Source organism: Paraburkholderia sp. Ac-20336, assembly GCF_017105025.1.
Taxonomy (GTDB): domain Bacteria; phylum Pseudomonadota; class Gammaproteobacteria; order Burkholderiales; family Burkholderiaceae; genus Paraburkholderia.
Map to the genome: position 1 here is coordinate 1 of NZ_JAAGPS010000107.1, position 26,513 is coordinate 26,513.

At 65.6% G+C, this 26,513-nt stretch carries 26 protein-coding genes; 17 read left to right on the forward strand and 9 right to left on the reverse strand.

All coding sequences use genetic code 11. The features are described 5' to 3' along the window. The 8 genes from GXB81_RS23830 to pyrF form a co-directional block, all read left to right on the forward strand. Positions 1 to 695: SDR family oxidoreductase (locus GXB81_RS23830; RefSeq protein ID WP_205990498.1), on the forward strand; the 695-nt coding region annotated here is incomplete at its 5' end. A gap of 122 nt (positions 696 to 817) precedes the next feature. Beyond that, positions 818 to 1,813 carry an arabinose ABC transporter substrate-binding protein gene (locus GXB81_RS23835; protein ID WP_205990499.1) on the forward strand — a complete coding sequence of 332 codons (996 nt, stop codon included), beginning with the start codon at positions 818 to 820 and terminating at the stop codon, positions 1,811 to 1,813. Between the two features lie 97 nt (positions 1,814 to 1,910). Then, a complete protein-coding gene (gene araG, locus GXB81_RS23840; RefSeq protein WP_205990500.1) occupies positions 1,911 to 3,491 on the forward strand; it encodes an L-arabinose ABC transporter ATP-binding protein AraG in 1,581 nt (526 codons plus the stop codon). A 53-nt stretch (positions 3,492 to 3,544) separates the two neighbouring features. Continuing rightward, on the forward strand, positions 3,545 to 4,561 hold the full coding sequence (gene araH, locus GXB81_RS23845) for an L-arabinose ABC transporter permease AraH (RefSeq protein ID WP_167048807.1): 1,017 nt from the start codon (positions 3,545 to 3,547) through the stop codon (positions 4,559 to 4,561). Positions 4,562 to 4,602: 41 nt separating this feature from the next. After that, positions 4,603 to 5,403 (forward strand): SDR family oxidoreductase, encoded by an 801-nt coding sequence (locus GXB81_RS23850; protein WP_205990501.1) that lies wholly within the window; start codon positions 4,603 to 4,605, stop codon positions 5,401 to 5,403. Beyond that, a complete protein-coding gene (locus GXB81_RS23855; RefSeq protein WP_205990502.1) occupies positions 5,400 to 6,329 on the forward strand; it encodes an SMP-30/gluconolactonase/LRE family protein in 930 nt (309 codons plus the stop codon). Before GXB81_RS23850 ends, GXB81_RS23855 begins: the two co-directional genes overlap by 4 nt. Before the next feature lie 335 nt (positions 6,330 to 6,664). Then, positions 6,665 to 7,726, forward strand: a complete 1,062-nt coding sequence (locus GXB81_RS23860) for an aldose 1-epimerase (RefSeq protein ID WP_205990503.1) — start codon at positions 6,665 to 6,667, stop codon at positions 7,724 to 7,726. Positions 7,727 to 7,834: 108 nt separating this feature from the next. Next, entirely contained in the window at positions 7,835 to 8,650 is an 816-nt protein-coding gene (pyrF, locus tag GXB81_RS23865) for an orotidine-5'-phosphate decarboxylase (RefSeq protein WP_167048815.1), read from the forward strand. Between the two features lie 132 nt (positions 8,651 to 8,782). Here pyrF and GXB81_RS23870 read toward each other — a convergent pair whose 3' ends face one another. The 4 genes from GXB81_RS23870 to thiL form a co-directional block, all read right to left on the reverse strand. Next, positions 8,783 to 9,304, reverse strand: a complete 522-nt coding sequence (locus tag GXB81_RS23870; protein ID WP_167048817.1) for a cupin domain-containing protein — start codon at positions 9,302 to 9,304, stop codon at positions 8,783 to 8,785. 33 nt (positions 9,305 to 9,337) lie between these two features. Further along, a complete protein-coding gene (locus tag GXB81_RS23875) occupies positions 9,338 to 9,838 on the reverse strand; it encodes a CinA family protein (RefSeq protein ID WP_167048819.1) in 501 nt (166 codons plus the stop codon). A gap of 75 nt (positions 9,839 to 9,913) precedes the next feature. Next, the gene (locus GXB81_RS23880) at positions 9,914 to 10,486 is read right to left on the reverse strand and encodes a phosphatidylglycerophosphatase A (RefSeq protein ID WP_205990504.1); all 573 of its coding nucleotides are present in this window, start codon (positions 10,484 to 10,486) and stop codon (positions 9,914 to 9,916) included. Further along, positions 10,476 to 11,477 (reverse strand): thiamine-phosphate kinase, encoded by a 1,002-nt coding sequence (thiL, locus tag GXB81_RS23885; RefSeq protein WP_205990505.1) that lies wholly within the window; start codon positions 11,475 to 11,477, stop codon positions 10,476 to 10,478. The genes GXB81_RS23880 and thiL overlap by 11 nt, the downstream gene beginning before the upstream one ends. A gap of 276 nt (positions 11,478 to 11,753) precedes the next feature. Between thiL and GXB81_RS23890 the strand changes: the two genes are divergently transcribed. From GXB81_RS23890 to GXB81_RS23900, 3 genes are all read left to right on the forward strand, one after another. Beyond that, positions 11,754 to 14,096 carry an NADP-dependent malic enzyme gene (locus GXB81_RS23890; protein ID WP_205990506.1) on the forward strand — a complete coding sequence of 781 codons (2,343 nt, stop codon included), beginning with the start codon at positions 11,754 to 11,756 and terminating at the stop codon, positions 14,094 to 14,096. A 400-nt stretch (positions 14,097 to 14,496) separates the two neighbouring features. Beyond that, the gene (locus GXB81_RS23895) at positions 14,497 to 14,910 is read left to right on the forward strand and encodes a ribonuclease (RefSeq protein ID WP_167048825.1); all 414 of its coding nucleotides are present in this window, start codon (positions 14,497 to 14,499) and stop codon (positions 14,908 to 14,910) included. A 16-nt stretch (positions 14,911 to 14,926) separates the two neighbouring features. Then, positions 14,927 to 15,484: a barstar family protein gene (locus GXB81_RS23900; protein ID WP_167048826.1), complete on the forward strand. Its 558-nt coding sequence runs from the start codon at positions 14,927 to 14,929 to the stop codon at positions 15,482 to 15,484. Positions 15,485 to 15,654: 170 nt separating this feature from the next. Here GXB81_RS23900 and GXB81_RS23905 read toward each other — a convergent pair whose 3' ends face one another. The 3 genes from GXB81_RS23905 to speE all read right to left on the reverse strand — a co-directional run bounded on the left by GXB81_RS23905 (position 15,655) and on the right by speE (position 17,858). Then, the gene (locus tag GXB81_RS23905) at positions 15,655 to 16,395 is read right to left on the reverse strand and encodes a 16S rRNA (uracil(1498)-N(3))-methyltransferase (RefSeq protein ID WP_167048828.1); all 741 of its coding nucleotides are present in this window, start codon (positions 16,393 to 16,395) and stop codon (positions 15,655 to 15,657) included. 19 nt (positions 16,396 to 16,414) lie between these two features. Further along, on the reverse strand, positions 16,415 to 16,828 hold the full coding sequence (locus GXB81_RS23910; RefSeq protein WP_167048830.1) for a VOC family protein: 414 nt from the start codon (positions 16,826 to 16,828) through the stop codon (positions 16,415 to 16,417). 157 nt (positions 16,829 to 16,985) lie between these two features. Continuing rightward, positions 16,986 to 17,858: a polyamine aminopropyltransferase gene (gene speE, locus GXB81_RS23915; RefSeq protein WP_167048832.1), complete on the reverse strand. Its 873-nt coding sequence runs from the start codon at positions 17,856 to 17,858 to the stop codon at positions 16,986 to 16,988. Positions 17,859 to 18,138: 280 nt separating this feature from the next. Here speE and tkt point away from each other — a divergent pair, with 280 nt between their 5' ends. Beyond that, positions 18,139 to 20,160: a transketolase gene (tkt, locus tag GXB81_RS23920; RefSeq protein WP_205990507.1), complete on the forward strand. Its 2,022-nt coding sequence runs from the start codon at positions 18,139 to 18,141 to the stop codon at positions 20,158 to 20,160. A gap of 122 nt (positions 20,161 to 20,282) precedes the next feature. Further along, the gene (gene gap / locus GXB81_RS23925; protein WP_167048836.1) at positions 20,283 to 21,293 is read left to right on the forward strand and encodes a type I glyceraldehyde-3-phosphate dehydrogenase; all 1,011 of its coding nucleotides are present in this window, start codon (positions 20,283 to 20,285) and stop codon (positions 21,291 to 21,293) included. Positions 21,294 to 21,378: 85 nt separating this feature from the next. Here the strand turns inward: gap and GXB81_RS23930 are convergent, their stop codons facing one another. After that, positions 21,379 to 22,074, reverse strand: a complete 696-nt coding sequence (locus GXB81_RS23930) for a FadR/GntR family transcriptional regulator (RefSeq protein WP_167048838.1) — start codon at positions 22,072 to 22,074, stop codon at positions 21,379 to 21,381. A 234-nt stretch (positions 22,075 to 22,308) separates the two neighbouring features. Here GXB81_RS23930 and GXB81_RS23935 point away from each other — a divergent pair, with 234 nt between their 5' ends. From GXB81_RS23935 to GXB81_RS23945, 3 genes are all read left to right on the forward strand, one after another. Then, entirely contained in the window at positions 22,309 to 23,637 is a 1,329-nt protein-coding gene (locus GXB81_RS23935) for a C4-dicarboxylate transporter DctA (RefSeq protein WP_167048852.1), read from the forward strand. 172 nt (positions 23,638 to 23,809) lie between these two features. Further along, positions 23,810 to 24,820: an allantoicase gene (alc, locus tag GXB81_RS23940; protein WP_205990508.1), complete on the forward strand. Its 1,011-nt coding sequence runs from the start codon at positions 23,810 to 23,812 to the stop codon at positions 24,818 to 24,820. A 28-nt stretch (positions 24,821 to 24,848) separates the two neighbouring features. After that, positions 24,849 to 25,364 carry an ureidoglycolate lyase gene (locus GXB81_RS23945; protein ID WP_167048842.1) on the forward strand — a complete coding sequence of 172 codons (516 nt, stop codon included), beginning with the start codon at positions 24,849 to 24,851 and terminating at the stop codon, positions 25,362 to 25,364. A gap of 153 nt (positions 25,365 to 25,517) precedes the next feature. Here the strand turns inward: GXB81_RS23945 and fur are convergent, their stop codons facing one another. Further along, positions 25,518 to 25,946: a ferric iron uptake transcriptional regulator gene (gene fur, locus GXB81_RS23950; RefSeq protein ID WP_167048844.1), complete on the reverse strand. Its 429-nt coding sequence runs from the start codon at positions 25,944 to 25,946 to the stop codon at positions 25,518 to 25,520. Positions 25,947 to 26,100: 154 nt separating this feature from the next. Between fur and bamE the strand changes: the two genes are divergently transcribed. Beyond that, the coding region (gene bamE, locus GXB81_RS23955; protein ID WP_205990509.1) for an outer membrane protein assembly factor BamE at positions 26,101 to 26,513 on the forward strand (413 nt) is incomplete at its 3' end.

Below are 26,513 nucleotides of genomic sequence, written 5' to 3' on the forward strand. Positions count from 1 at the left end.
TGGTCGTGCTGGCCGAACTCGATCTCGACGCGGCGCAGCGCACGGCCGCGCGGATCGACGCCGAGGTTGGCAGCGGCGCCGGTGCACGCGTGCTCGCGGTGCAGACCGACGTGACGCAGGCGGCCTCGGTGCAGCATGCGGTGAGCGTTGGCGAACGCGCTTTCGGCGCGCTCGACGTGCTCGTCAACAACGCGGGCATCAACGTGTTCTGCGATCCGCTGACGATGACCGACGCCGACTGGCGGCGCTGCTTCGCGGTCGATCTCGACGGCGTCTGGAACGGCTGCCGCGCGGTGCTGCCGGGCATGGTCGAGCGCGGCGCGGGCAGCATCGTAAATATCGCCTCGACGCACGCGTTCAAGATCATTCCGGGCTGCTTTCCGTACCCGGTCGCGAAGCACGGCGTGATCGGCCTTACGCGCGCGCTCGGCATCGAGTACGCACCGCGCAACGTGCGCGTGAACGCGATCGCGCCCGGCTACATCGAGACGCAATTGACGCACGACTGGTGGAACGGGCAGCCCGATCCGGCGGCGGCGAAACAGGCGACGCTCGACCTGCAGCCGATGAAGCGCATCGGCCGCCCGGAAGAAGTGGCGATGACCGCGGTGTTCCTCGCCTCGGACGAGGCACCGTTCATCAACGCGAGCTGCATCACCGTCGATGGCGGGCGCTCCGCGCTGTATCACGACTGAAACCGTCTCGCCGCAACGGGACGGACCGAACCCGGACGACGCGCTGGCCGCGTGTGTCAGACCGGTACAAGAAGACGCGGCCGATTACCTTCTCGTTATCAATTAGTCAGGAGACACGCATCATGAAACGTAGAATTTTCCTCACGCTGGCAGCGGCGGCGGGTGTGCTCTTCAACGCACCGGTCGTGCAGGCCGCTGATCAGGTCAAGATCGGCTTCCTCGTGAAGCAGCCCGAAGAGCCCTGGTTCCAGGACGAATGGAAGTTCGCCGAGATCGCCGCCAAGGAGAAGGGCTTCACGCTCGTGAAGATCGGCGCGCCGTCGGGCGAGAAGGTGATGAGCGCGATCGACAACCTCGCCGCGCAGAAGGCGCAGGGCTTCGTGATCTGCACGCCCGACGTCAAGCTCGGGCCGGGCATCGTCGCGAAGGCGAAGGCCGACGGCCTGAAGATGATGACGGTCGACGACCGTCTCGTCGACGGCGCGGGCAAGCCGATCGAGTCGGTGCCGCATATGGGCATCTCGGCGTACAACATCGGCAAGCAGGTCGGCGACGGCATCGCCGCCGAAATCAAGAAGCGCGGCTGGGACATGAAGGACGTCGGCGCGATCGACGTGACCTACGAGCAGCTGCCGACCGCACATGACCGCACCACCGGCGCGACCGACGCGCTGGTCGCCGCGGGCTTCCCGAAAGCGAACGTGATCGCCGCGCCGCAGGCGAAGACCGACACCGAAAACGCCTTCAACGCCGCCAACATCGCGCTCACGAAAAACCCGCAGTTCAAGCACTGGGTCGCTTATGCGCTGAACGACGAAGGCGTGCTGGGCGCGGTGCGCGCCGCGGAAGGCCGCGGCTTCAAGGCCGACAACATGATCGGCATCGGCATCGGCGGCTCGGACTCGGCGTTGAACGAGTTCAAGAAGCCGCAGCCGACGGGCTTCTACGGCACGGTCATCATCAGCCCGAAGCGCCACGGCGAAGAAACCTCGACGCTGATGTACGACTGGATCACGCAGGGCAAGGAACCGCCGAAGCTCACGCTGACGACCGGCATGCTGGCGACGCGCGACAACGTCGGCGAAGTGCGCGAGAAGATGGGCCTCGCGGCGAAGTAAGCGTGGTGCTTGCGGTGAGATGAAGTACGCCGCCGGCGCGCCGCTTTTCCTGCCATCGGGCAGGGCGGCGTGCCGGCGGCAGGACATAGGAGGCGAAGTGTCAGCGACGCTACGTTTTGACAATATCGGCAAGGTTTTTCCAGGCGTGCGCGCGCTCGACGGTGTGTCCTTCGACGTTCACGCGGGCCAGGTTCATGGCCTGATGGGCGAAAACGGCGCGGGCAAATCGACGCTGCTGAAGATACTCGGTGGCGAGTACCAGCCCGATTCGGGCCGCGTGATGATCGACGGCAACGAGGTGCGCTTCGCGAGCGCGGCGGCCTCGATCGGCGCCGGCATCGCGGTGATTCACCAGGAACTGCAATACGTCCCCGACCTCACGGTCGCGGAAAATCTGCTGCTCGGCGCGCTGCCGAACTCGCTCGGCTGGGTCAACAAGCGCGAGGCGAAGCGCTTCGTGCGCGAACGCCTCGAAGCGATGGGCGTCGCACTCGACCCGAATGCGAAGCTGCGCAAGCTGTCGATCGCGCAGCGGCAGATGGTCGAAATCTGCAAGGCGCTGCTGCGCAACGCGCGCGTGATCGCGCTCGACGAGCCGACCAGCTCGCTCTCGCATCGCGAGACCGAAGTGCTGTTCAAGCTTGTGCGCGATCTGCGCGCCGACAACCGCGCGATGATCTACATCTCGCACCGCATGGACGAGATCTACGAGCTGTGCGACGCCTGCACGATCTTCCGCGACGGCCGCAAGGTCGCCTCGCATCCGACGCTCGAAGGCGTGTCGCGCGACACGATCGTGAGCGAGATGGTCGGGCGGGAAATTTCGGATATCTACAGCTATTCGGCGCGGCCGCTCGGCGAGGTGCGCTTCGCGGCGAAGGCGATCGAAGGCCATCCGCTCGCGCAGCCGGCCAGCTTCGAGGTGCGGCGCGGCGAGATCGTCGGCTTCTTCGGACTCGTGGGCGCGGGCCGCAGCGAACTCATGCACCTCGTGTACGGCGCCGAGCACAGGAAGGGCGGCGAACTGCTGCTCGACGGCAAGCCGATCAAGGTGCGCAGCGCAGGCGAAGCGATCCGGCACGGCATCGTGCTGTGTCCGGAAGACCGCAAGGAAGAGGGCATCGTCGCGATGGCGACGGTCGCGGAGAACATCAACATCAGTTGCCGCCGCCACTATCTGCGCGCGGGCATGTTTCTCGACCGCAAGAAGGAAGCGGAAACCGTGGACCGTTTCATCAAGCTGCTCAAGATCAAGACGCCGAGCCGCCGCCAGAAGATCCGTTTCCTGTCGGGCGGCAACCAGCAGAAGGCGATTCTGTCGCGCTGGCTCGCCGAACCCGATCTGAAGGTCGTGATTCTCGACGAACCGACGCGCGGCATCGACGTCGGCGCGAAGCACGAAATCTACAACGTGATCTATCAGCTCGCGGAGCGCGGCTGCGCGATCGTGATGATTTCGTCGGAATTGCCGGAAGTGCTCGGCGTCTCGGACCGGATCGTCGTGATGCGCCAGGGCCGCATTTCCGGCGAGCTTGCGCGCAAGGATGCGACCGAGCAGTCGGTGCTGAGCCTCGCGCTGCCGCAAAGCTCGACCGCGCTGCCTGATGACATAAACGCGAACGCGAGCACGAACGCAAACGCAAGCGCCGCCAACCAGGGCGGGTCGCGCGCGGCCTGAACCTTATCTGGACGCAAGTCCACAACCCGTGAGGAACGGGAGGAGTATCGAACATGCAAGCCAGAGAAAACCTCGCGCAGCAGGCCGCCAAGAGCGCGGCCGATGCGCTGATTCCACAGCCCGGCGACAAGGCGAAGTGGTGGCAGCAGATCACCGAGTACAGCCTGATCGTGATCTTCGTCGTGATGTTCATCACGATGTCGCTGACCGTCGATCACTTCTTCTCGATCGAGAACATGCTCGGCCTCGCGCTGTCGATCTCGCAGATCGGCATGGTCGCCTGCACGATGATGTTCTGTCTCGCGTCGCGCGACTTCGACCTGTCGGTCGGCTCGACCGTCGCGTTCGCCGGCGTGTTGTGCGCGATGGTGCTCAACGCGACCAACAGCACGTTTATCGCGATCGTCGCGGCGGTCGCGGCCGGCGCGGTGATCGGCTTCGTCAACGGCGCGGTGATCGCCTATCTGCGCATCAACGCGCTGATCACGACGCTCGCGACGATGGAAATCGTGCGCGGCCTCGGCTTCATCGTCTCGCATGGCCAGGCGGTCGGGGTGTCGTCGGATACGTTCATCGCGTTGGGCGGTTTGACGTTCTTCGGCGTGTCGCTGCCGATCTGGGTCACGCTGCTCTGCTTCATCGTGTTCGGCGTGATGCTGAACCAGACCGTGTACGGCCGCAACACGCTCGCGATCGGCGGCAATCCGGAAGCGTCGCGGCTCGCCGGTATCAACGTCGAGCGCACGCGCGTCTACATCTTCCTGATCCAGGGCGCGGTGACCGCGCTGGCCGGCGTGATCCTCGCGTCGCGCATCACCTCGGGGCAGCCGAACGCGGCCGAAGGCTTCGAGCTGAACGTGATCTCGGCGTGCGTGCTCGGCGGCGTGTCGCTGCTCGGCGGCCGCGCGACGATCTCCGGTGTCGTGATCGGCGTGCTCATCATGGGCACGGTCGAGAACGTGATGAACCTGCTCAATATCGACGCGTTCTATCAGTACCTCGTGCGCGGCGCGATCCTGCTCGCGGCCGTGCTGCTCGACCAGTTGAAGAATCGCGGCGCGCGCGACTGATTCGCTTTCACCTCATCTCACGCTCATAAAGGAACCGAACGATGTCGTCTCCGGCCAATGCAAACGCGAGCCTCGCGGATACCGCCTACGCGCGCTATCCGAGTCTCGCCGATCGCACGGTATTGATTACGGGCGGCGCGACCGGCATTGGCGCATCGTTCGTCGAGCACTTCGCGGCGCAGGGCGCGCGCGTCGCATTCTTCGATATCGATGCGGGCGCGGGCGAAGCGCTTGCCGATCGGCTCGGCGATTCGCAGCACAAGCCGCTGTTTCTCGCCTGCGACCTGACCGATGTCGACGCGCTGCAAAAAGCGATCGCCGACGTGAAGGCCGTTTTGGGCCCGATCCAGGTGCTCGTCAACAACGCGGCGAACGACCGGCGTCACCAGATCGGCGAGGTGACGCGCGAGTCGTTCGACGCGGGCATCGCCGTGAATATCCGCCATCAGTTCTTCGCGGCGCAGGCCGTGATGGAGGACATGAAGGCCGCGCGGAGCGGCTCGATCATCAACCTCGGCTCGATCAGCTGGATGCTGAAGAACGGCGGCTATCCGGTGTACGTGATGTCGAAGTCGGCGGTGCAGGGTTTGACGCGCGGCCTCGCGCGCGACCTCGGCCACTTCAATATCCGCGTCAATACGCTGGTGCCGGGCTGGGTGATGACGGACCGGCAGAAGCGCCTCTGGCTCGACGACGAGGGCCGCCGGCAGATCAAGGAAGGCCAGTGCCTCGACGCCGAGCTGATGCCGGCCGACCTCGCGCGCATGGCGCTGTTTCTCGCCGCCGACGACAGCCGCATGATGACCGCGCAGGACGTCGTCGTCGATGGAGGCTGGGCATGAGCGCCGCACCGGATGTGCAACGCGCCACGCTGCTGCTCGACGCGAAGTGCGAGCTGGGCGAAGGCGCCACCTGGTGCGCGCAAAGCGGCCGCCTCTACTGGACCGACATCGAAGGCGCGCAACTGTGGCGCTACGATCCGGCCACCGGCCGCAGCGAGTCGTTCGGGATGCCCGAGCGACTCGCGACGTTCGCGCTGTGCGCGAATCCGCGCTACGTGCTGGTCGGTCTCGCGTCGCATCTCGCGTTTTTCGATCTGGAAAGCGGCACGACGCAGCGTATCGTCGATGTCGAAGCGGACCTGAACACGCGCCTGAACGATGGCCGCTGCGACCGGCAAGGACGCTTCGTGTTCGGCACCAAGGACGAGAGCGGCACGCTGCAGCGAGTGGCCGGCTTTTACCGGCTCAATCGCGATCTGTCGCTCGAACGCCTGCCGTTGCCCGCGCCGGCGATCTCGAACAGCATCGCGTTCAGCCCCGACGGCGCGACGATGTATTACTGCGATTCGCCGACGCGTGAGATTCGCGCGTGCGACTATCTCGCGGACGGCAGCATCGCCAACGATCGCGTGTTCACGCGCCTGACCGACGCGCACGGCTTGCCCGACGGTTCGAGCGTGGATAGCGAGGGCGGCTTGTGGAACGCGCAGTGGGGCGGCGCGCGCGTGGTGCGCTATGGTCCCGACGGCGTGGAAACCGAGCGCGTCGAGGTGCCGGCCACGCAGCCCACCTGCGTCGCGCTCGGCGGTTCGGCGTTGGGTCAGGCAGGCGGTCAGGCCGCGCTCGACACGCTGTACATCACGAGTGCGTATGCCGAGCTCGATGCGGCGGCGCGCGCGGCCGATGCGTTCGCGGGCGGCGTATTCGTCGCGACGCTGGCGCGGCTCGGCGTGCCCGAGCCACTGTTTCAGGGTTCGCCGGCATAGCGTGCAACGATGCGGTGCCGGCCGCGCGCCGGGGCCGTGCCCGTGAAGGCGGAGTCGCAGCGGAAGTCGGCGTCGCGGTGCCGGTGCGGTGCGCGGGTTCGGTGCGTAGTTCGGAACGTAGCGAGCCTGCCCGCGCTGCCGTGGCGAACCGCGGTTGGAATCAGAACAGGCAGTAGCGGCAATAAATCGGCAATGAAGCAGCAATAAAGCAGCAAGCAGCAACAAATCGGCAGCATGTAGTTCGTTCGGACCCGAGGCGACCCAGTCATAAAAAATCGCCCGCAGCATCCGTCAGCCCTGACGGCAATGTCCCACGCCTCTCGATGGAGCCAGATATGACTGTTGCGAATCTCGTTTCAGCCTCATCCCCTACCTCGCAGACCCGGCGCTCGCGCCTCGCCGCGGCGGCCAATCCCGTGCTGGCGGGGCCGAGCACGTCGGCGGTGGCGGTCGGCGAAGGCAGCGCCGGCGATATCGCCTGCGTCACGCTCGCCAACGCGCATTTGCGGCTCGACGTTGCGCCGACGCTCGGCGGCGGCGTGACCCGCTTCGACTGGCGCGACGACGGCGCGCTCACGCCGATCTTCCGCCGTTGCCGGCATGTCGGCGCCGACACGCAGCCGAACCAGCTGGCCTGCTATCCGCTGCTGCCGTACTCGAACCGGATCGGCGGCGGCCATTTCAGCGTGGCGGGGCGGCGCGTCGACGTGCCGCGCAACCGCGCCGACGAGCCGCTGCCGATTCACGGCGACGGCTGGCTCTGTGCCTGGCAGGTGCTCGACGCGGACCGCGAACACGTGCGTCTCGCGCTCGACCGCAGTGACGGCAAGCCCTATGCGTTCCGCGCGACGCAAACCTATACGCTCGACGGCCCGACGCTCGTCGTCGAACTCGAAATCGAAAACGCCGGGCGCGAGACGCTGCCGTTCGGGCTCGGCGTGCATCCATTCTTCGTGCGCGACGCGGACACCGAACTGTCGGCGGCGGCCGGCGGCCTGTGGCTGTCGGGCGACGACTGGCTGCCGGTGCGGCACGTGCCGGCGCCGCCCGCGTGGCAGTTCGGCGTTGCATATCCGCTGCCGGAGACGATCGTCAATCACGCGTTCACGGGCTGGAGCGGCCAGGCGGCCGTGGTGTGGCCGAAGCGCCGGCTGTCGCTGAACATCGCCGCCGACACCGACTACTACGTGCTGTACACGCCGTCCGGTGAAGACTTCTTCTGCTTCGAGCCGGTCGATCACCCGATCAACGCGATGAATCTCGCCGGCGGCGCGAGCGAACACGGCATGACGCTGCTCAAGCGCGGCGAGCGCCTGACGCGCCTGTTTCGCTTTACGGTCGAGCGCACGGGCTTGCGTTCGATGCCGGGCGGGCGCCGGGCGCGGCGTCGGCAATAAGAGGCGGCGGTTACGCCGCGACCGGGCACGGGCGCTATCGCGGGCGTCACACAATCCGCAGGTAAAATACGCGCCTCTTCCGATTACCGGCTCGCCGCGAGACCCACCATGTCCCATTTCATCCAGACACTCAACGACGCCTGGCGGCGCACCAACTCGCTGCTGTGCGTCGGCCTCGATCCCGAGCCCGGCAAATTTCCAGGCGCGCTCGCGGGCCGGTCCGATGCGATCTTCGAGTTCTGCCGCACGATCGTCGATGCGACCGCGCCGTACGCGTCGTCGTTCAAGCCGCAGATCGCCTACTTCGCCGCGCATCGCGCGGAAGACCAGCTCGAACAGCTGATCGCCCATATCCACGCGAATCATCCGGGCTTGCCGGTGATTCTCGACGCGAAGCGCGGCGACATCGGCAGCACCGCCGAGCAATACGCGCGCGAGGCGTTCGAGCGCTACCGGGCCGACGCGGTGACGGTCAATCCGTACATGGGTTTCGATTCGCTCGAGCCGTATCTCGAACACGAGGGCAAGGGCGTGATCGTGCTGTGCCGGACCTCGAACGCGGGCGGCTCCGATCTGCAATTCCTCGAAACGGGCGGCCGTCCGCTGTATCAGGTCGTCGCGCACCTGGCGGCGGACAAGTGGAATGCGAGCGGCCAGCTCGCGCTCGTGGTCGGCGCGACGTTCCCGAAGGAAATCGAGGTGGTGCGCGGGATTGTCGGCGAGATGCCGCTGCTGATTCCGGGCATCGGCGCGCAGGGCGGCGACGTGCAGGCGACCGTCACTGCCGGGCGGACCGCGAACGGCACGGGGATGCTCATCAATTCGTCGCGCGCGATCATCTACGCGGGTAAGGGCGAGGACTTCGGCGAGGCTGCGGCGCAGGCCGCGAAGACAACGCGCGACCGGATCAACGCGTTCCGCTAAGGCGCGAGGGGCAGTTTGGGCTGGGCGCGAGGGACGGAAGCGTGGGCCAGAAGCGCGGCCCACAATCTTGGGCCAGAAGGGCGACCCAGATGTATAGGCCGGAAGCCGCAAGGGCTGCTTCCTGAAAAACCGTCAGGCCGCCGGCGCGAGCCGCCCGATCAATGCCGCATGTTGCGGATGCCGCGCCTTCAGTGCCTCGGCGTCCGCGAGTTCGAACTCGCTGAATTCGAAGCCCGGCGCGACCGTGCAGCCGGCGAGCGCGAACGTCGCCGGGTCGGCGCACTCGGCCGCGAACCACAAGCCGGCCGGCACCACTGCCTGAAACACGGTGCCGGGATGCGTGAGCGGATTGCCGAGCCGATGCGTGACGAGCCCGCCGTGGCCGTCGAGCACGTGGACGTTCAGCGGCGCGCCGGCGTAGAAATGCCAGATTTCGTCGGAGCGGATGCGGTGCCACGCCGAATGCGCGCCGTCGCACAGCAGGTAGTAGATCGCGGTCGAGGCCGAGCGCGTGCCGCCTCGCTCGGCCGGCTCGCCGTCGCGCAACACGCGAGCGGCCGAGCGGTAGGTTTCCGAGAAAAATCCGCCTTCAGGATGCGGCTTCAGATCGAAGCGGCGGATCAGTTCGTTCGTCACCGCCCGCGAATTGCTCATATCTCGCCCGTCAGTTCGCCGTTGGCGCGAGGCTCAGTGCTCGCGCTCGTCGAGCAGCGCGAGCACGCCGCGCAACGCGTGGGCCGCGGCCTGCACGCGAACCTGCTCGCGATCGCCCTTGAAAATTTTCGTTTCGACCGAGGTATGCAGCCGGTTGCTCCAGCCGAACGAGACCATGCCGACCGGCTTGGTCTCGGTGCCGCCGCCGGGCCCCGCGACGCCGGTAATCGACAGAGACACCTGTGCGCGGCTGTTGCGCAGCGCGCCCTCGGCCATCGCGCGCGCGACCGGTTCGCTGACCGCGCCGTGCTTGTCGATCAGTTCGGCCGGCACGCCGATCATTTCGCTTTTCGCCTGGTTCGAATAGGTGACGAAGCCGCGCTCGAACCAGCCGCTGCTGCCGGAAATGTCGGTAATCGCGGTCGCGACCATGCCGCCGGTGCAGGATTCGGCGGTGACGAGCATCAGGCGCTCGTCGCGTAGACGATTGCTCACGCGGATCGCAAGCTGATGAACGACGGAATCGGTAGGCATGGCGTCAATCCGGAAAACGGCGCCGGCGGTGAGGCGCGGCAAGGGGCGATGGCCGGGCGGCGGTCGGACCGAAGTTCAAACCGACATGCGCCACAGCGCGATCACGAGCAACGTAAAAAATGCGGCGATCAGGTCGTCGAACATGATGCCAAAGCCACCTTTCAGACGGCGGTCGAAATAGCCGATGGGCGGCGGCTTCACCATGTCGAAGAAACGGAAGATGACGAATGCCCACACCTGGCCGGTCACGGTGGCCGGCGTGACCATCAGCAGCACGAGCCAGAACGCGACGATTTCGTCCCATACGATGGCCGACGGGTCTTCGACGCCGAGCCGCCTCGCCGTAAAGCCGCACACCGCGATGCCGCCGACGAAGCCCGCGACGATCAGCACGCCCCATTCGATGACGGTCAGATAGCGGCTCAGGACGACGAACGAGGCCCACGCGAACAGCGTGCCGACCGTGCCCGGCGCGACCGGCGAGAGGCCGCTGCCGAAACCGAGCGACAGGATATGCAGCGGATGCGACAGCATGAAGCGCGCGGTGGCGCGGCGCGGTTGCGGCCTCGGCGTGCGCGGTTCCGGCGCCCACGGCTGCGGGCTGCCGGAGAGGTCGTCGGCGGGGCCGAGCGGGTGGTCATTCTGCATGAAAGTGATCGAAACCTTGCAACGTCAGAGTGAGCGGCGCGCCGGCCGCATTGCGCCACGCGATGGCCGGGCGGTCGGTGGTTGCGTCGAGAGCGCTTATTGTACCGATGCGGGTGACCGGCACGGCGGCCTTCTGCGCGGCGGCTTCGACCGCCGCGCGCGCGGTGGCGGGCGCGGTGAAGCAGAGCTCGTAGTCGTCGCCGCCCGCGAGCGTGCAGCGCCGCTGGATCTCGGGAGCGAGACGGCGCAGCGCGTCGGAGCGCGGCACCGCGTCGACGTCGACGCTCGCGCGCATCGACGAGCGTTCGAGAATGTGCATGAGATCGCCCGCGAGGCCGTCCGACAGATCCAGCGCCGCATGCGCGATGCCGCGCAGTGCGAGGCCGAGCGCGACGCGCGGCTCGGGGCGCTCGAGGGCGTGGCGAAATGTCGCGGCGTCGCTGGCATGGGCCGTCCACTCGCCGCGCTGCACGCCGAGTCCGGCACGGGCGTCGCCGAGCGTGCCGGAAATCCAGATGTCGTCGCCGGGCCGGGCGGCGTCGCGGCGCAGCGCGGCGTGCGGCGGCACGCTGCCGAATACGGTGAGGCACAGATTGAGCGGCCCGCCCGTCGTATCGCCGCCGATCAGTTCGCAATCGTGACGCTCTGCAAGTGCGAAAAGCCCGTTGCTGAATGCGGCGAGCCACGGTTCGTCGGCTTTCGGCAGAGAGAACGCGAGTGTGAACGCCTGCGGCTGCGCCCCCATCGCGGCGAGATCCGACAGGTTGACCGCCAGCGCCTTGTGACCGAGTGCCTCGGGGTCGACATCGGCGAAGAAATGGCGGCCTTCGACCAGCATGTCCGTCGAAATCGCCAGCATCTCGCCGGGACGCGGCGCGAGCAGCGCGCAATCGTCGCCGATGCCAAGCGCGCTGCCCGTGACCTTGGACGAGCGCAGGTTGGCAGCGCGGCGGGCGAAGAAACGGTCGATCAGCGAGAACTCGGAAAGCATGATGGCGGAAGATGGAAGAAGAACGCTGCTGAAAGGCGGTTGGTTGGCGGTTTTGGGTGGTCTATTTTAGTCGTGCCGCATGCGCGGTGCGCCCGGCGTGAGTGCTGTTTGCGGCTTCCGTTTCGTATCACTGCACGTCGGCGCGTGGCTGGCCTCCGGCGTTCCGCTCACCTCTTTCATCAGACAGACAAGGCAGGCCGCACCGGCCTTTCACGCCGTTTCGGTCGCGGCTGTCGTGCCCGCATTGAAGGAATGCCGTAGGCAATTGGGGCTACAATGCCGTCGAACGTCTATTCTAATCTGCACTTCTTCGAAGCCCGCCTTATGTCGAATCCCGTCAATACCAAACTCCGCGAAGCCGCTCTCGATTACCACGAGTTTCCGACTCCCGGGAAGATCGCGATCGCCCCGACCAAGCAGATGCTCAACCAGCGCGATCTCGCGCTGGCGTATTCGCCGGGCGTCGCGTTTGCGTGCGAGGAAATCGTCGAAAGCCCGCTGAACGCCGCGCGCTTCACCGCGCGCAGCAACCTGGTCGGCGTCGTCACGAACGGCACCGCGGTGCTGGGTCTCGGCAACATCGGGCCGCTCGCCTCGAAGCCGGTCATGGAAGGCAAGGCCGTCCTGTTCAAGAAGTTCGCCGGCATCGACGTGTTCGATATCGAAATCAACGAGAACGATCCGCACAAGCTCGTCGACGTGATCGCCGCGCTCGAACCGACGTTCGGCGGCATCAACCTCGAAGACATCAAGGCGCCGGACTGCTTCATCGTCGAGCGCGAATGCCGCAAGCGCATGAAGATTCCGGTCTTCCACGACGACCAGCACGGTACCGCGATCGTCGTCGCGGCGGCCGTCACCAACGGTCTGAAGGTGGTCGGCAAGGACATCAAGCAGGTCAAGCTGGTCGCTTCCGGCGCGGGTGCTGCGGCACTCGCCTGTCTGGACCTGCTCGTCGACCTCGGCCTGCCGCTCGAAAACATCACCGTGACCGACCTCGCGGGCGTGGTCTACAAGGGCCGCACCGAGCTGATGGACCCGGACAAGGAGCGTTTCGCGCGTGAAACCGACGCCCGTTCGCTCGCCGAAGTGATCGACGGCGCGGACATTTTCCTCGGTCTGTCGGCCGGCGGCGTGCTCAAGCAGGACATGGTCAAGAAGATGGCCGACAAGCCGCTGATTCTCGCGCTCGCGAACCCGACGCCGGAAATCCTGCCGGAACTGGCGCTCGAAGTGCGCCCGGACGCCGTGCTGTGCACGGGCCGTACCGACTACCCGAACCAGGTGAACAACGTGCTGGTGTTCCCGTTCCTGTTCCGCGGCGCGCTCGACGCGGGCGCGACGACGGTGACGCGGGAAATGGAAATCGCCGCGGTCAACGCGATCGCCGAACTGGCGCGCCAGGAGCAGAGCGACATCGTGGCGACCGCGTACGGCATCGAGGATCTGTCGTTCGGGCCGGAATACCTGATTCCGAAGCCGTTCGATCCGCGCCTGATCGTCAAGGTCGCGCCGGCGGTGGCGAAGGCCGCGATGGAGTGCGGCGTCGCCGAGCGTCCGATCGAGGACATGGAGGCGTACCAGCAGCATCTGCAGCAGTTCGTCTACCACAGCGGCACGACGATGAAGCCGATCTTCCAGCTCGCGCGTGGCGTCGAGCCGGAAAAGAAGCGCATTGTGTTCGCGGAAGGCGAAGAAGAGCGCGTACTGCGCGCAATGCAGATCATCGTCGACGAAAAGCTCGCCAAACCGATCCTGATCGGCCGTCCGGCCGTGATCGAGCAGCGTATCGCACGCTATGGCCTGCGCCTTGTCGCGGGGCAGGACTACACGGTCGTCAACACCGATCATGACGAACGTTACCGCGACTTCTGGCAGGAATACGCGAAGATGATGTCGCGCAAGGGCATCACGGCGCAGATGGCCAAGCTCGAAATGCGCCGCCGCACCACGCTGATCGGCGCGATGATGGTGAAGAAGGGCGAGGCGGACGGCATGATCTGCGGCACGGTCAGCACGACGCACCGCCACCTGCACTTCATCGACCAGGTGATCGGCAAGAAGCCGGGCGCCAAGGTCTACGCGGCCATGAACGCGCTGGTGCTGCCGAACCGGCAGATTTTCCTCGTCGATACGCACGTGAACGTCGATCCGACGCCGGCCGAGCTGGCCGAGATCACGATCATGGCCGCCGAGGAAGTGCGCCGCTTCGGCATCGAGCCGAAGGTCGCGCTCGTGTCGCATTCGAACTTCGGTTCGAGCAACGCGCCGACCGCGCAGAAGATGCGCGATACGCTCGACATCCTGCGCGAACGCGCGCCAGAGCTGCAAGTTGACGGCGAAATGCATGGTGATGTCGCGCTCGACGCGAACCTGCGCCGCGAAGTGCTGCCCGATTCGACGCTCGAAGGCGACGCAAACCTGCTGGTGCTGCCGAACATCGACGCGGCCAACATCTCGTACAACCTGCTGAAGACGGCGGCCGGCAACAACATCGCGATCGGCCCGATGCTGCTCGGCGCGGCCCAGCCGGTGCACGTGCTGACGCCGTCGGCAACGGTGCGCCGGATCGTCAACATGACGGCGCTGCTGGTCGCCGACGTCATCGCAACCCGCTGATTCCCGCTTCGGCGGGACATGGCGCCACCTGTGCGCCATGAAAAAAAAGGCGTGCCCGCAATGGGCACGCCTCAGGGCAAGCAGGGGATAGCCACCCCGAAAAAGATATGACACAGCCTTCCGGCCGTGCCAATTCCAAGGCTCTTCAATCGTGCTGAGAACGTAGACGGATGGCCTGCCGGGTCGTCCGCGTTTTCCTCATTTGCACGATCAGGCTAAGTTTAGCCTGACTAAGCTCAATATTTTGTCAAATGTTGTCAAGGCCCGCGCCGCCGGGTTTCCCGCGCGGCCGCAGGGGCCGGGTTTGCCCGTCGAACGTTGATTCCAAAGGCTATTAGCGATACCCTTACGACTTTCATGGTCGTCAAAATCGTGATCTGACAGCGGGGAAGCCTGATAGATGGCACGCAACCGGTTGTGGATAAAAGGCGTGCTGATCGGTGCCGCCGCGCTCTGCGCGTGGCCGGGTTGCGTGCCTCATGCATGGGCGCGCGATTATTCGGCGCCAGCCGCGGCGAGCGTGGAAGTCGGCACCATCGCGCTGGCGCAATTGCCGCGTGAGGCGGTCAATACGTTGAACCTGATTGCCGCCGGCGGGCCTTACCCGTATGAGAAGGACGGCATCGTATTCGGCAACTACGAGCGGGTGCTGCCGGCCCATCGGCGCGGCTATTACCACGAATACACCGTTCCCACGCCTCGCGCGCGTAACCGCGGGGCGCGCCGCATCGTCTGCGGAGGTCCGCCACGGCGAACCGACAATTGTTATTACTCGGACGACCACTACACCAGTTTTAATCGTATTGTTGAATGACATCGGGAAGAACGGCATGAGCGACAACATCTACGCGCACGACTCCGGAGTCGCGACGGATCTTTTCGCGGCCGGCGACGGCAATTTGTTCCAACGCGTCATGAAGATGCGCGCCGGCGAGGGCCGCGACGACCAGAGCGAAGCTGGCGCGACGGTTTCATCGAACGAGGAGCCCATGAGTCTTTTCCAGACCGTGAGACCGAACATCGTGCAGTCGATCCGCGCGTTCCGCGTGCAGGATCTCGCCGACGAGGCCACCCAGCTGGGCCAGCATTTCCTCTATGCGTATTGCGCGAACGCGGCATCGAAACAGGAAGTGCTCGAAACCATCGCGACCTCTTTCCTGTTTCCCAAGCACTTCGGCAAGAACTACGACGCGCTCTACGATTGCCTGACCGACCTCGTGCAAAAGGCCGGCGCGCAGCCCGGCTTCGTGATCGTGCTCGAACAGTTGCCGGTCGCGCAGAAATTCGACAAGGAAGGGCGCGAAACGCTGCTCGACGTGTTCCGCGAAGCGTCCGAATTCTGGGCCGAGCGCAAGGTGGCGTTCCGGGTGTTTTACTCGTTTGCGTGATTTGCCCGACGTCCGCTTGCATTTGGAAGCAGTTTCGCGGTTGAAGTACGACAAAGGCCCGCCAGTTGGCGGGCCTTTGCTTTTGGGGCATGCATGTCGGCTCGCGTGGGGTCGTGCCGCTTCGCGCCGGTTCGTGACGCGGAAAAACGCGCGAGGCGCGGTGCAGTGCCTTACCAGCCGCCCCAGCGGGCGGCCAGCGCCGATAGAACGGCCATGCCCGCGGTCTCGGTGCGCAGCACGCGCGGCCCGAGCCCGACCGCGCTGAAGCCGTGAGCGGTCGCCGCGGCTTCCTCCGCCGCGGAAAAACCGCCTTCGGGGCCGACCAGCACGGTCACGCGGCCTTTGGGCGTTGCCATGGGCAAGGCGGAAAAGTTGATGCTCGCGCGCGGCGACAACAGGATGCGCAATTCGCCCTCTTCGGGCTCGCGCGGCAGCGTGGCGAGCCAGGTGGCGATTTCGCGCACGCGCCCGACTTCCGGCAGCCGGTTGCGCCCGCACTGCTCGCACGAGGCGCGCACGATGCCTTCCCAGTGCTGATGCCGCCGCTGCGCGCGGTCGCCGCTCAGACGCACGACGCTGCGCGTGGTGGTCAGCGGCACGAAGCTCGACACGCCGAGTTCGACGGCCTTTTCGAGCAGCCAGTCCATCTTGTCGCCGCTCGCAATGCCTTGGGCGAGCGTCAGGTGATACGGCGTTTCGGTTTCGATTGCGCGGAATTCGCGAATTTTCACGCGAGCCGAGCGGCGTTCGACTTCGACCAGTTCGGCGCTGTATTCGCCGCCTTCGCCGTTGAACAGCACGATCGAGTCGCCCGGCTGCAGACGCAGCACGAGCACGTGGCGCACGACATCGTCGGGAAGCTGGAGGATGTCGTCAGGATGCAGGGGAATACCGACGAAAAAGCGGGGCATCAAAAAAATACTCATCGATTCAGGAAAGGTGGCGGGCGAGCGCCCAACGGTAGCCGTCCGGATCTTCGACCTGGGCGAAGCGGTCGCCCCAGAACTGATCCTGCGGCTCGCTCAGCGATTTTGCGCCGGCCGCGAGTGCCCGCGCATAAACCGCGTCGACGTCCTCGACATAGACATAAAACGATTGCGGGGCGATGGCGCCCGCGCTTCGCGGCGTTTTTGCGACCGAGCCGAATGCCCCTTCCGGCGCGAACATTACAATCAGCTGGCCTTGATAGGTCATCTCGACATGCATGACCATGCCGTCGTCCTGGACACTATCGCGGACCTCGAAGCCGAACGCGGCGGAATAGAACGCGGTCGACGCGTGCGCATCGCGCACCGTCAGATAGGGGGTGAGCCAGGGCACGCCGGCGGGGCGGGGGGCGGTCATCGAATTCTCCGGATCTCGGGTTTCGCGGGGCGCATGCTGCGGATCGACGTCAACATGGGCGTATCGATACGCGTACTGCACACATGCTGCGTATATTGCGCACCGGCATCGCGGTCCAGCCGAACCGTCGCATTGTGCCCACGCTTCAATCTGATGGCTATAAGACACAACCTAGTTTATCGCGCACCGATCGCGCTGCCGAGAATAGCCCCGCATGCAAAGCCGGATCGTAGTGCCTGAGCGCATCGATCCGGCGCGCGGCGAGGCGGTCGGCGAGCGTGCCGGCGGTGAGGGCGGCCGGGTCGAGCGTGCCGCTCGCGACGGCCATCATCCATAGCGAGCCGTAGAGCGGCACGAAGGTGCTCATCGTGCGCACGGTCGCGAAGGCGCCGCGCAGATCGCCGAGCAGGCCGGCAATGCGCGGCGCGTGGAAATACGGCGAGCCGAGATGCAGCGACAGCGCGGCGTCCGCGCTCATCACGCGCTTGAGTTGCGCGTAGAAGGCGGGTGTGTAGAGACCGGCGGCGGGGGAGTCGGGCGGCGTCAGGTCGAACACGACGAGATCGAAACGCGTGCCCTCAGCCGTGGACATGGCCGCAGCCACGTACTGCGCGGCGTCGCCGATCACGAGTTCGACGCGCGGATCGTCGAACGCTCCGCCGTGCACGTCCGGCAAATGCTCGAGCGTGAGGCGCACGACCTCGGCATCGAGTTCGGCCACGACGATCCGCTCGATGCCCGGATGCCTGAGCAACTGCCGCGCGGCGCCGCCGTCGCCGCCGCCGAGCACCAGCGCCGCGCGCGGGTCGGGATGCGCGAGCGCGGCCGGGTGCACCATGCATTCGTGGTAGATGAATTCGTCGGCGGCGGACGTCATCGGCCGGCCGTCGAGCGTGAAGAGGCGTCCCAACTGCGGCGTGTCCCAGATCTCGATCGTCTGATAAGGAGACGCGACGCGCTCGATCAGGCGCGCGTTCGCAAAGCCGTAGACGGCGTCGGGACTCGGCTGGAACAGCAGGGGCGGATTCACGGCGGACGGGCTCGGGTTCGGACGTGGCGGGGTGGACGATGAAATTGTAAAGGGCGCCTTCGGCTCGTGCCCGTGGCGCGTGCATCGGAGCGCGCGGCTCGCGGGCTTTCGCGTCGGGGGGCGGGTTAACCTTCTGTTAGAATGTGACGCTTTCAGCCTTGTCCGTTTGCTCTGCCCGTTTCGCGTCTCCTGGCGCCGCATCGTGCGCCGTAGCGAACCGGCCGCCGAGCTTCCGGGCCTCAAGCGCGCTCCGCTTTCTGACTCTGTCTCCGGACTCGACATGACGACCCCGTCTCCCGCACCCACTTCCCTGATGGCAAACGCAATCCGTGCGTTGTCCATGGACGCCGTTCAAAAGGCGAACTCTGGCCACCCCGGCATGCCGATGGGCATGGCCGAAATCGGCGTCGCCCTGTGGTCGCGTCATCTGCGCCATAACCCGACGAACCCGCAATGGGCTGATCGCGACCGCTTCGTCCTGTCGAATGGTCATGGCTCGATGCTGCTGTACTCGCTGCTGCATCTGACCGGCTACGATCTGCCGATGGAAGAGCTGAAGAACTTCCGCCAGCTTCATTCCAAGACGCCGGGCCACCCGGAATACGGCATCACGCCGGGCGTCGAGACGACCACCGGCCCGCTCGGCCAGGGTCTCGCGAACGCGGTCGGCATGGCGCTCGCCGAGTCGCTGCTCGCTACCGAATTCAACAAGCCCGACGCGAAGATCGTCGATCACCACACCTACGTGTTCGTCGGCGACGGCTGCCTGATGGAAGGCATCTCGCACGAAGCCTGCTCGCTCGCGGGCGTGCTGAAGCTGAACAAGCTGATCGCGTTCTACGACGATAACGGCATCTCGATCGACGGCGAAGTGGTGCACTGGTTCCACGACGACACGCCCAAGCGCTTCGAAGCCTACGGCTGGAACGTGATCCCGAACGTGGTCGGCCACGACGTCGACGCGGTGGACGCGGCGATCAAACAGGCCAAACAGTCGGACAAGCCGACGCTGATCTGCTGCAAGACCGTGATCGGCGAAGGCGCGCCGACCAAGGCCGGCTCGCACGACTCGCACGGCGCGCCGCTCGGCGACAAGGAAATCGCGGCGACGCGCGAGGCGATCGGCTGGAAGTGGGAGCCGTTCGTGATTCCGCAGGAAGTCTATGCGGCATGGGATGCGAAGGAAGCGGGCGCGCGCTTCGAATCCGACTGGGACAAGGCGTTCGCGGCCTACGCGGCGAAGTACCCGGCGGAGGCGGCCGAGTTCAAGCGCCGCAGCGCGAAGCAACTGCCGGCCGACTGGAAGGAGAAGGCCCAGGCGATCATCGCCGGCGCCAACGAACGCGCGGAAACCGTGGCGACGCGCAAGGCCTCGCAACAGGCGATCGAAGGCCTGTCGGTCGTGCTGCCCGAACTGCTCGGCGGTTCCGCCGACCTGACCGGCTCGAACCTGACCAACTGGAAGGCCGCCAAGCCGGTGCGCGTGAATGCCGAAGGCCGGGCCGCCGGCAACTACGTGAACTACGGCGTGCGCGAATTCGGCATGAGCGCCGCAATCAACGGCGTCGCGCTGCATGGCGGCTTCAAGGCGTTCGGCGGCACGTTCCTGACGTTCTCGGACTACAGCCGCAACGCGCTGCGCGTCGCCGCGCTGATGAAAGCACCGTCGATCTTCGTGTTCACGCACGACTCGATCGGTCTCGGCGAAGACGGCCCGACCCATCAGTCGATCGAGCACGTCGCGAGCCTGCGCATGATCCCGAACCTGCACACGTGGCGTCCGGCCGACACGGTCGAAACCGCGGTGGCGTGGACTCACGCGGTCGAGCAGGAAGGCCCGTCGTGCCTGATCTTCAGCCGTCAGAACCTGCCGTTCTCGGAGCGCACCGACGCGCAGATCGCCAACATCGACAAGGGCGGCTACGTGCTGCGCGACTGGCAAGAGGAAATCGTCGCGCGCAAGATCATCCTGATCGCCACGGGCTCGGAAGTCGAACTCGCGCTGAAGGCCGTCGAGCCGCTCGCGCGCGAAGGCATCGCGGCACGTGTCGTGTCGATGCCGTCGACGACCGTGTTCGACCGGCAGGATGCCGAGTACCGCGAACGCGTGCTGCCGCACGGCGTGCGCCGCGTCGCGATCGAAGCGGGCGTGTCGGATTTCTGGCGCAAGTACGTGGGTCTCGAAGGCGGCGTGGTCGGCATCGACACGTTCGGCGAATCGGCCCCGGCTGGCGTGCTGTTCAAGCATTTCGGCTTCACCGTCGAGCACGTGGTGGCGACGGCTAAGGCCGCGCTCGGCTGATCCGGCGCAGGCTCGGTACAGGCGTTGCCGCCGCGCCCCATGCGGCTGCGCGGCAACGCACCGAACTGCACGCCCGATCAGGCGAACATAAACGGATTTTTTTAGCCATCAGGAGATAAATCATGACGATTCGCGTCGCAATCAACGGCTACGGCCGGATCGGCCGCAACACCCTGCGCGCCTTCTACGAAAACGGCAAGAAGCACGATCTCGAAATCGTCGCCATCAACGATCTGGGCGATGCGAAGACCAACGCCCACCTGACGCAGTACGACACCGCGCACGGCAAGTTCCCGGGCGAAGTGTCGGTGGACGGCGACTACCTCGTCGTGAACGGCGACAAGATCCGCGTGCTGGCGAACCGCAACCCGGCCGAACTGCCGTGGGGCGAACTCGGCGTCGACGTCGTGATGGAGTGCACGGGCTTTTTCACGACCAAGGAAAAGGCCAGCGCGCACATCAAGGGCGGCGCGAAGAAGGTCATCATCTCGGCGCCGGGCGGCAAGGACGTGGACGCGACGGTCGTCTACGGCGTGAACCACAACGTGCTGAAGGCATCGGACACGGTCATTTCGAACGCCTCGTGCACGACCAACTGCCTCGCGCCGCTGGTCAAGCCGCTGAACGACAAGATCGGCCTCGTGAACGGCCTGATGACGACGATCCACGCGTACACGAACGACCAGGTGCTGACCGACGTCTATCACGAAGACCTGCGCCGCGCGCGTTCGGCCACGCATAGCCAGATCCCGACCAAGACCGGCGCTGCGTCGGCGGTCGGCCTCGTGCTGCCGGAACTGAACGGCAAGCTCGACGGCTACGCGATCCGCGTCCCGACGATCAACGTGTCGGTCGTCGACCTGTCGTTCATCGCCGCGCGCGACACGACGGTCGAGGAAGTCAACGCGATCATGAAGGAAGCGTCGCAAGGCGCGCTGAAGGGCATCCTCGGCTACAACGACGCGCCGCTCGTGTCGGTCGACTTCAACCACAACCCGGCTTCGTCGACGTTCGACGCGACGCTGACCAAGGTGTCGGGCCGTCTCGTGAAGGTGTCGAGCTGGTACGACAACGAGTGGGGCTTCTCGAACCGCATGCTGGACACGGCGGTGGCGCTCGCGAACGCGAAGTAAGGGCTAAGTAAGCAGCAAGCGGTGTCGTCACTGACGCTGTATGCAAAAGCCGCTCCTTGGAGCGGCTTTTTTTCGTCCGCGGTTTTTACGCCGATGACGGGGTCGGGAAATAGACGCCCGCGCGTTGCGCGGCGTTCGCAATATGCGTTTCGATGGCCTTGCCGGCGCGCAGCGAATCGCGCGCCTGCAGAGCGTCGAGAATCGCGCGGTGCTCGGTGTACGTGGACAGCACGAGCTCGCGCCGATAGAACGGCATGCGCTGGCTTTCCTTCATGATCTCCGCGCTGCTGCGCAGGATCGATTCGATCGCCGCATTGCCGGCAATGCTGACGATCCGCATATGGAACTCGTAGTCGAGGCGCGCGGCCTCGTCGAGTTCCTCGCAGGCGAGCGCGGTTTGCATTGCCGCGACGTTTTCTTCGAGCCAGGCGAGGTCGCTGTCGCTGACCGCGAGCACCGCCATGCGCGCGACGAAGCCTTCGAGCGCGTAGCGCATCTGATAGGTGTCCGGCAGCGACGACTGCTCGGCGAAGCGCCACGATTGCGCCGCTTTCGCCTCGGTGCTTTCGACGTACACGCCCTTGCCGGGGCGGATCACGAGCAGCCCGAGCGCTTCGAGTGTCGAGAGCGCTTCGCGCAGCGATGCGCGGCTGATCGACAGTTCATCGGAAAGCTGGCGCTGCGCCGGCAGCAGACTGCCCACTGGATAGACGCCCCCTTCGATTCGCTCGCGAATGGTCGCGATGGCGGCGTCGGTGACGGTGTGCGGGACGTTTTTCATGATGGCTCACTCGATGGCGCGGTCTGACCGGTATTCTAGTACGCGATCAGGGCGGGCGTTGCATGCCACGGCGGCGTTCCGCAATCCGCCCCTAAACCGCTTGAGAAACAACGGGTAAACACTGTTCGATCAATCCTTGACGTGAGTATATCGGCTTCCTACTATTCGCCATAACAGTACTGGTCGGACCAGTCTGAACAGATGCCACCGAGACACCGTTATCAGGAGGAAGCCGTGCTGAAATTCTTCAATTCGCTGTTTGGCCGCGTCGTCATCGCGCTCGTGGCGGGCGTCGTGCTCGGCGCGCTTTATCCGCAGTTTGCCCAGTCGTTGCGCCCGCTCGGCGACGGCTTCCTCAAGCTCATCAAGATGGTGATCGGGCCGATCGTGTTCTGCGTCGTCGTGAGCGGCATGGCGCACGCGGGCGACCTGCGCAAGGTCGGGCGCGTCGGCCTGAAGGCGGTGGTCTACTTCGAAGCGATGACGACGATCGCGCTCGTGATCGGCGCGCTGCTCGCCTATGCGACGCGTCCCGGCGCCGGCATGAACGTGAACCTCAATGCGCTCGATGCGGCCTCGCTCGCGACCTACACCGAGCATGCGAAGAGCCTGAAGGACACCGCGGGCTTCCTGCTGAAGATCATCCCCGAGACGGCCTTCAACGCGTTCGCGACCGGCGACATCCTGCAGATTCTCGTGTTCTCGGTGCTGTTCGGCTCGGCGCTGTCGCTGCTCGGCAAGCGCGCGCAACGCGTGAGCGGGCTGATCGACGAACTCTCGCAGGTATTCTTCCGCGTGATGGGCTTCATCATCAAGCTCGCGCCGCTCGGCGTGCTCGGCGCGATCGCGTTCACGACCGGCACCTACGGCGTGGCGTCGCTCAAGCAGCTCGGCATGCTCGTGCTGGTGTTCTACGCGAGCTGCGCCGTGTTCGTCGTGGTCGTGCTCGGTGCCGTGATGCGGCTCGCGGGCTTCAACATCTTCAAGCTGATCGGCTACCTGCGCGAGGAACTGTCGATCGTGCTCGGCACCGCGTCCTCGGATGCCGTGCTGCCGCAGATCATGCGCAAGCTCGAATGGATGGGCGTCAAGGATTCGACGGTCGGCCTCGTGATTCCGACCGGCTACTCGTTCAATCTCGACGGCTTCTCGATCTATCTGACGCTCGCGGTCATCTTCATCGCGCAGGCCACCAACACGCCGCTGTCGATCCACGACCTGATCGTCGTCGTGCTGGTGTCGCTCGTGACCTCGAAGGGCGCGCATGGCATTCCGGGCTCGGCGATCGTGATTCTCGCCGCGACGCTCTCCGCGATTCCGGCGATTCCCGTGCTCGGCCTCGTGCTGATCCTGCCGGTCGACTGGTTCGTCGGCATCGCCCGCGCGCTCACTAACCTGATCGGCAACTGCGTCGCGACGGTGGTGGTCGCCGTGTGGGAAAACGATATCGACAAGGCGCGCGCGCATCGCGTGCTGAACCGCGACGCGGCGCTGCGCTACGTGCCGGCCGTCGACGACGGGCTCGCCGAGCCCGGTGCGGCCGAACACGCACCGGCCGTTTGAGGCGCGTGCTTCCGACGACGCGACGCGGCGCGACTCGCGCAATCGAACGAGCCGCTGCTATCGCCTGCGCAACTTCCCTGATTTCACGCGCCGGCGGATGCAGGCAATCCGCCGGTTGTTACCGGGCTTTCCCCCGCATTTTCACCGAACTTTCCGTTATCCGACCGACATCATGGCGACTCCGATCCTCGACCCGAATGCTCCCGCCTTCACGCGCCGCTACATGAACCTCGCCGATCCGCGCCTCGGCGCCAAGGCGCTGCTCGCCAGCGACGAATTCTTCGCGCCGAAAGAGCGCATGCTCGACCCGCAGCCGGCGGTGTTCATCCCCGGAAAATACGACGACCACGGCAAGTGGATGGACGGCTGGGAAACGCGCCGCAAGCGCACGACCGGCCACGACTACTGCGTGATCCGCCTCGCGCGGGCCGGCGTCGTGCATGGCGTCGATCTCGATACGAGCCACTTCACCGGCAATTTCCCGCCGGCCGCGTCGATCGACGCGTGCTACGCCGAAGGCGACCTGCCGCCCGATAACGCCGACTGGCAAACGCTCGTGCCCGCGACGACGCTACAGGGCAACCAGCATCACTACGTCGAGGTGAGCGACGCGCGCGCATTCACGCATCTGCGCGTGAACCTGTATCCGGACGGCGGGCTTGCGCGTCTGCGCGTGTACGGCCAGCCGCAGCGCGACTGGACGCGCGTCGAGTGCGGCACGCTGCTCGATCTCGCCGCGATCGAAAACGGCGCGTATCTCGTCGCTGCGAACAACCAGCATTTCGGGCCCGCCTCGCAGATGCTGATGCCGGGCCGCGGCGTCAACATGGGCGACGGCTGGGAAACGCGGCGCCGCCGCGAGCCGGGCAACGACTGGGCGATCGTCGCGCTCGCGCGGCCCGGTGTGATCCGCAAGATCGAAGTGGACACCGCGCACTTCAAGGGCAATTTCCCGGACCGCTGCTCGCTGCAGGCCGCCTCGGTGACGGGCGGCACCGACGATTCGCTCGTCACGCAGGCGATGTTCTGGCCGGTGCTGCTCGGCGAGCAGAAACTGCAGATGGATCACGTGCATACGTTCGCGGACGGGCTCGCCGCGCTCGGTCCCGTCACGCACGTGCGCTTCAACATCTTCCCGGACGGCGGCGTGTCGCGCCTGCGTCTGTGGGGCGAGATCGCTTAACTTAACGTAACGGAATGGAGCGGCACGCATGAAGACCTTGCAGATGGAGCGCCTGACGCGCGCGGCCTTCGCCCCGTTCGGCGACGTGATCGAACTCGACGGCGCGCGTCATTTTTCGATCAACGGCGGCACGACCGAGCGCTATCACGACCTCGCGCGCGTCGACGTGACGGAGCAGGGCGGCCGGCCGCTCGTCAACCTGTTTCGCGCGCAGCCGCGCGCGCTGCCCGTCGACGTCACGATGATGGAGCGGCATCCGCTCGGCAGCCAGGCTTTCATTCCCTTGCGCGCGTGCCGCTATCTGGTGGTGGTCGCGCCGGCGGGCGAATTCGATCCGGCGCGCCTGCGCGCGTTCTGGACCGATGCCTGGCAGGGCGTCAATTACGCGAAGGGGGTTTGGCACCACCCGCTGCTCGCGCTCGACGAAGTCAGCGATTTCGTCGTGGTCGACCGTGGCGGCGAGCAGCCGAATTGCGATGAATTGCAGCTCGCCGAACCGTGGCGGCTCACGTTCGAAACGAACCTCGAACTGGTGGCCGAATGACGGTCGAATAGCAGCCGCAGCCGCAGCCGCAGCCGCAGCCGCAGCCGCAGCCGCAAGACCGCGCGCCGCATGAAAAAAGACCCGGCAGATTCGCATCTGCCGGGTCTTTTTTCGATCTGCCCAGCCACTTACCGCCATGTGGCCGGCGACGCATCAATGCTTGCGATGCGGGCAGTTCTCCTTCGTACACGCCCCATACAGCGCCAGTGCGTGTTCCTGCAGCTTGAAGCCGCGTTCCCTCGCGATGGACTGCTGACGGCTTTCGATTTCCGGGTCGAAAAATTCTTCGACGAGGCCGCAATCGAGACACACGAGGTGATCGTGGTGCGACCCTTCGTTCAGTTCGAACACCGCCTTGCCCGATTCGAAATTGCTGCGCGAAAGCAGGCCGGCCTGCTCGAATTGCGTCAGCACGCGATACACGGTCGCGAGACCGATATCGAGTTCCTCGTGCAGGAGGTTGCGGTACACGTCTTCGGCGGTCAGGTGACGCACCGGACTGTGCTGGAAAATCTCAAGGATTTTGAGGCGCGGAAGGGTCGCCTTGAGCCCGATATTCTTGAGATCGGTTGGATTGGTCATGACAAGGGATCCCTAGAGTACAATGCTGGGCTCTCATAGTAATGTGTTTTTGCCGTTCTGGTCATCTTCGATGGAATGAAGCGCGGCTCGCAAGCGGGCCCGCACGGTGAGTGAAATGATTTCAAAATCTCAATTGATCTACCGGGGGAGCCGCATGCGGGGTACCTTGATCGCTGTTGCGACTGTCGCGGTTCTTGCCGGATGTTCCACCTACGACAGCGTGACCCAGCGCATCGCCCAGAGCATCACGCCGTATCGGATTACGGTGGTGCAAGGTAATTTCGTCTCGCACGAAATGGCCGAGCAGATGAAGGCCGGCATGACGCGCGCCCAGGTGCGCCAGTTGCTCGGCACGCCGCTCCTGACCGACATGTTCCACGCGGATCGCTGGGATTACGTGTTCTATTTCAAGCGCGGCTCGACCGCCGTGGTGCAGCAGCGCGACTTCGTGGTGCTCTTCTCGGGCGACCTCGTGACCCACTGGACGGGCGGCGAAGATCTGCCGACCAACCTCGAATTGCTGGCCGAAATCGACGGCGATCGCAGCGGCCGAAGGGCGCATGCGGC

Bases quoted from the DNA above. Each gene is read 5' to 3' on its own strand.
- fur (WP_167048844.1), bottom strand. From the start codon at position 25,946: ATGACCAATCCAACCGATCTCAAGAATATCGGGCTCAAGGCGACCCTT.
- thiL (WP_205990505.1), bottom strand. From the start codon at position 11,477: ATGCTTTCCGAGTTCTCGCTGATCGACCGTTTCTTCGCCCGCCGCGCT.
- pyrF (WP_167048815.1), top strand. From the start codon at position 7,835: ATGTCCCATTTCATCCAGACACTCAACGACGCCTGGCGGCGCACCAAC.
- GXB81_RS23880 (WP_205990504.1), bottom strand. From the start codon at position 10,486: ATGCAGAATGACCACCCGCTCGGCCCCGCCGACGACCTCTCCGGCAGC.
- GXB81_RS23900 (WP_167048826.1), top strand. From the start codon at position 14,927: ATGAGCGACAACATCTACGCGCACGACTCCGGAGTCGCGACGGATCTT.
- tkt (WP_205990507.1), top strand. From the start codon at position 18,139: ATGACGACCCCGTCTCCCGCACCCACTTCCCTGATGGCAAACGCAATC.
- GXB81_RS23875 (WP_167048819.1), bottom strand. From the start codon at position 9,838: ATGCCTACCGATTCCGTCGTTCATCAGCTTGCGATCCGCGTGAGCAAT.
- GXB81_RS23855 (WP_205990502.1), top strand. From the start codon at position 5,400: ATGAGCGCCGCACCGGATGTGCAACGCGCCACGCTGCTGCTCGACGCG.
- araH (WP_167048807.1), top strand. From the start codon at position 3,545: ATGCAAGCCAGAGAAAACCTCGCGCAGCAGGCCGCCAAGAGCGCGGCC.
- GXB81_RS23905 (WP_167048828.1), bottom strand. From the start codon at position 16,395: ATGCCCCGCTTTTTCGTCGGTATTCCCCTGCATCCTGACGACATCCTC.
- alc (WP_205990508.1), top strand. From the start codon at position 23,810: ATGGCGACTCCGATCCTCGACCCGAATGCTCCCGCCTTCACGCGCCGC.
- GXB81_RS23895 (WP_167048825.1), top strand. From the start codon at position 14,497: ATGGCACGCAACCGGTTGTGGATAAAAGGCGTGCTGATCGGTGCCGCC.
- gap (WP_167048836.1), top strand. From the start codon at position 20,283: ATGACGATTCGCGTCGCAATCAACGGCTACGGCCGGATCGGCCGCAAC.
- GXB81_RS23910 (WP_167048830.1), bottom strand. From the start codon at position 16,828: ATGACCGCCCCCCGCCCCGCCGGCGTGCCCTGGCTCACCCCCTATCTG.
- GXB81_RS23850 (WP_205990501.1), top strand. From the start codon at position 4,603: ATGTCGTCTCCGGCCAATGCAAACGCGAGCCTCGCGGATACCGCCTAC.
- GXB81_RS23945 (WP_167048842.1), top strand. From the start codon at position 24,849: ATGAAGACCTTGCAGATGGAGCGCCTGACGCGCGCGGCCTTCGCCCCG.
- GXB81_RS23930 (WP_167048838.1), bottom strand. From the start codon at position 22,074: ATGAAAAACGTCCCGCACACCGTCACCGACGCCGCCATCGCGACCATT.
- GXB81_RS23835 (WP_205990499.1), top strand. From the start codon at position 818: ATGAAACGTAGAATTTTCCTCACGCTGGCAGCGGCGGCGGGTGTGCTC.
- GXB81_RS23890 (WP_205990506.1), top strand. From the start codon at position 11,754: ATGCCGTCGAACGTCTATTCTAATCTGCACTTCTTCGAAGCCCGCCTT.
- GXB81_RS23870 (WP_167048817.1), bottom strand. From the start codon at position 9,304: ATGAGCAATTCGCGGGCGGTGACGAACGAACTGATCCGCCGCTTCGAT.
- GXB81_RS23860 (WP_205990503.1), top strand. From the start codon at position 6,665: ATGACTGTTGCGAATCTCGTTTCAGCCTCATCCCCTACCTCGCAGACC.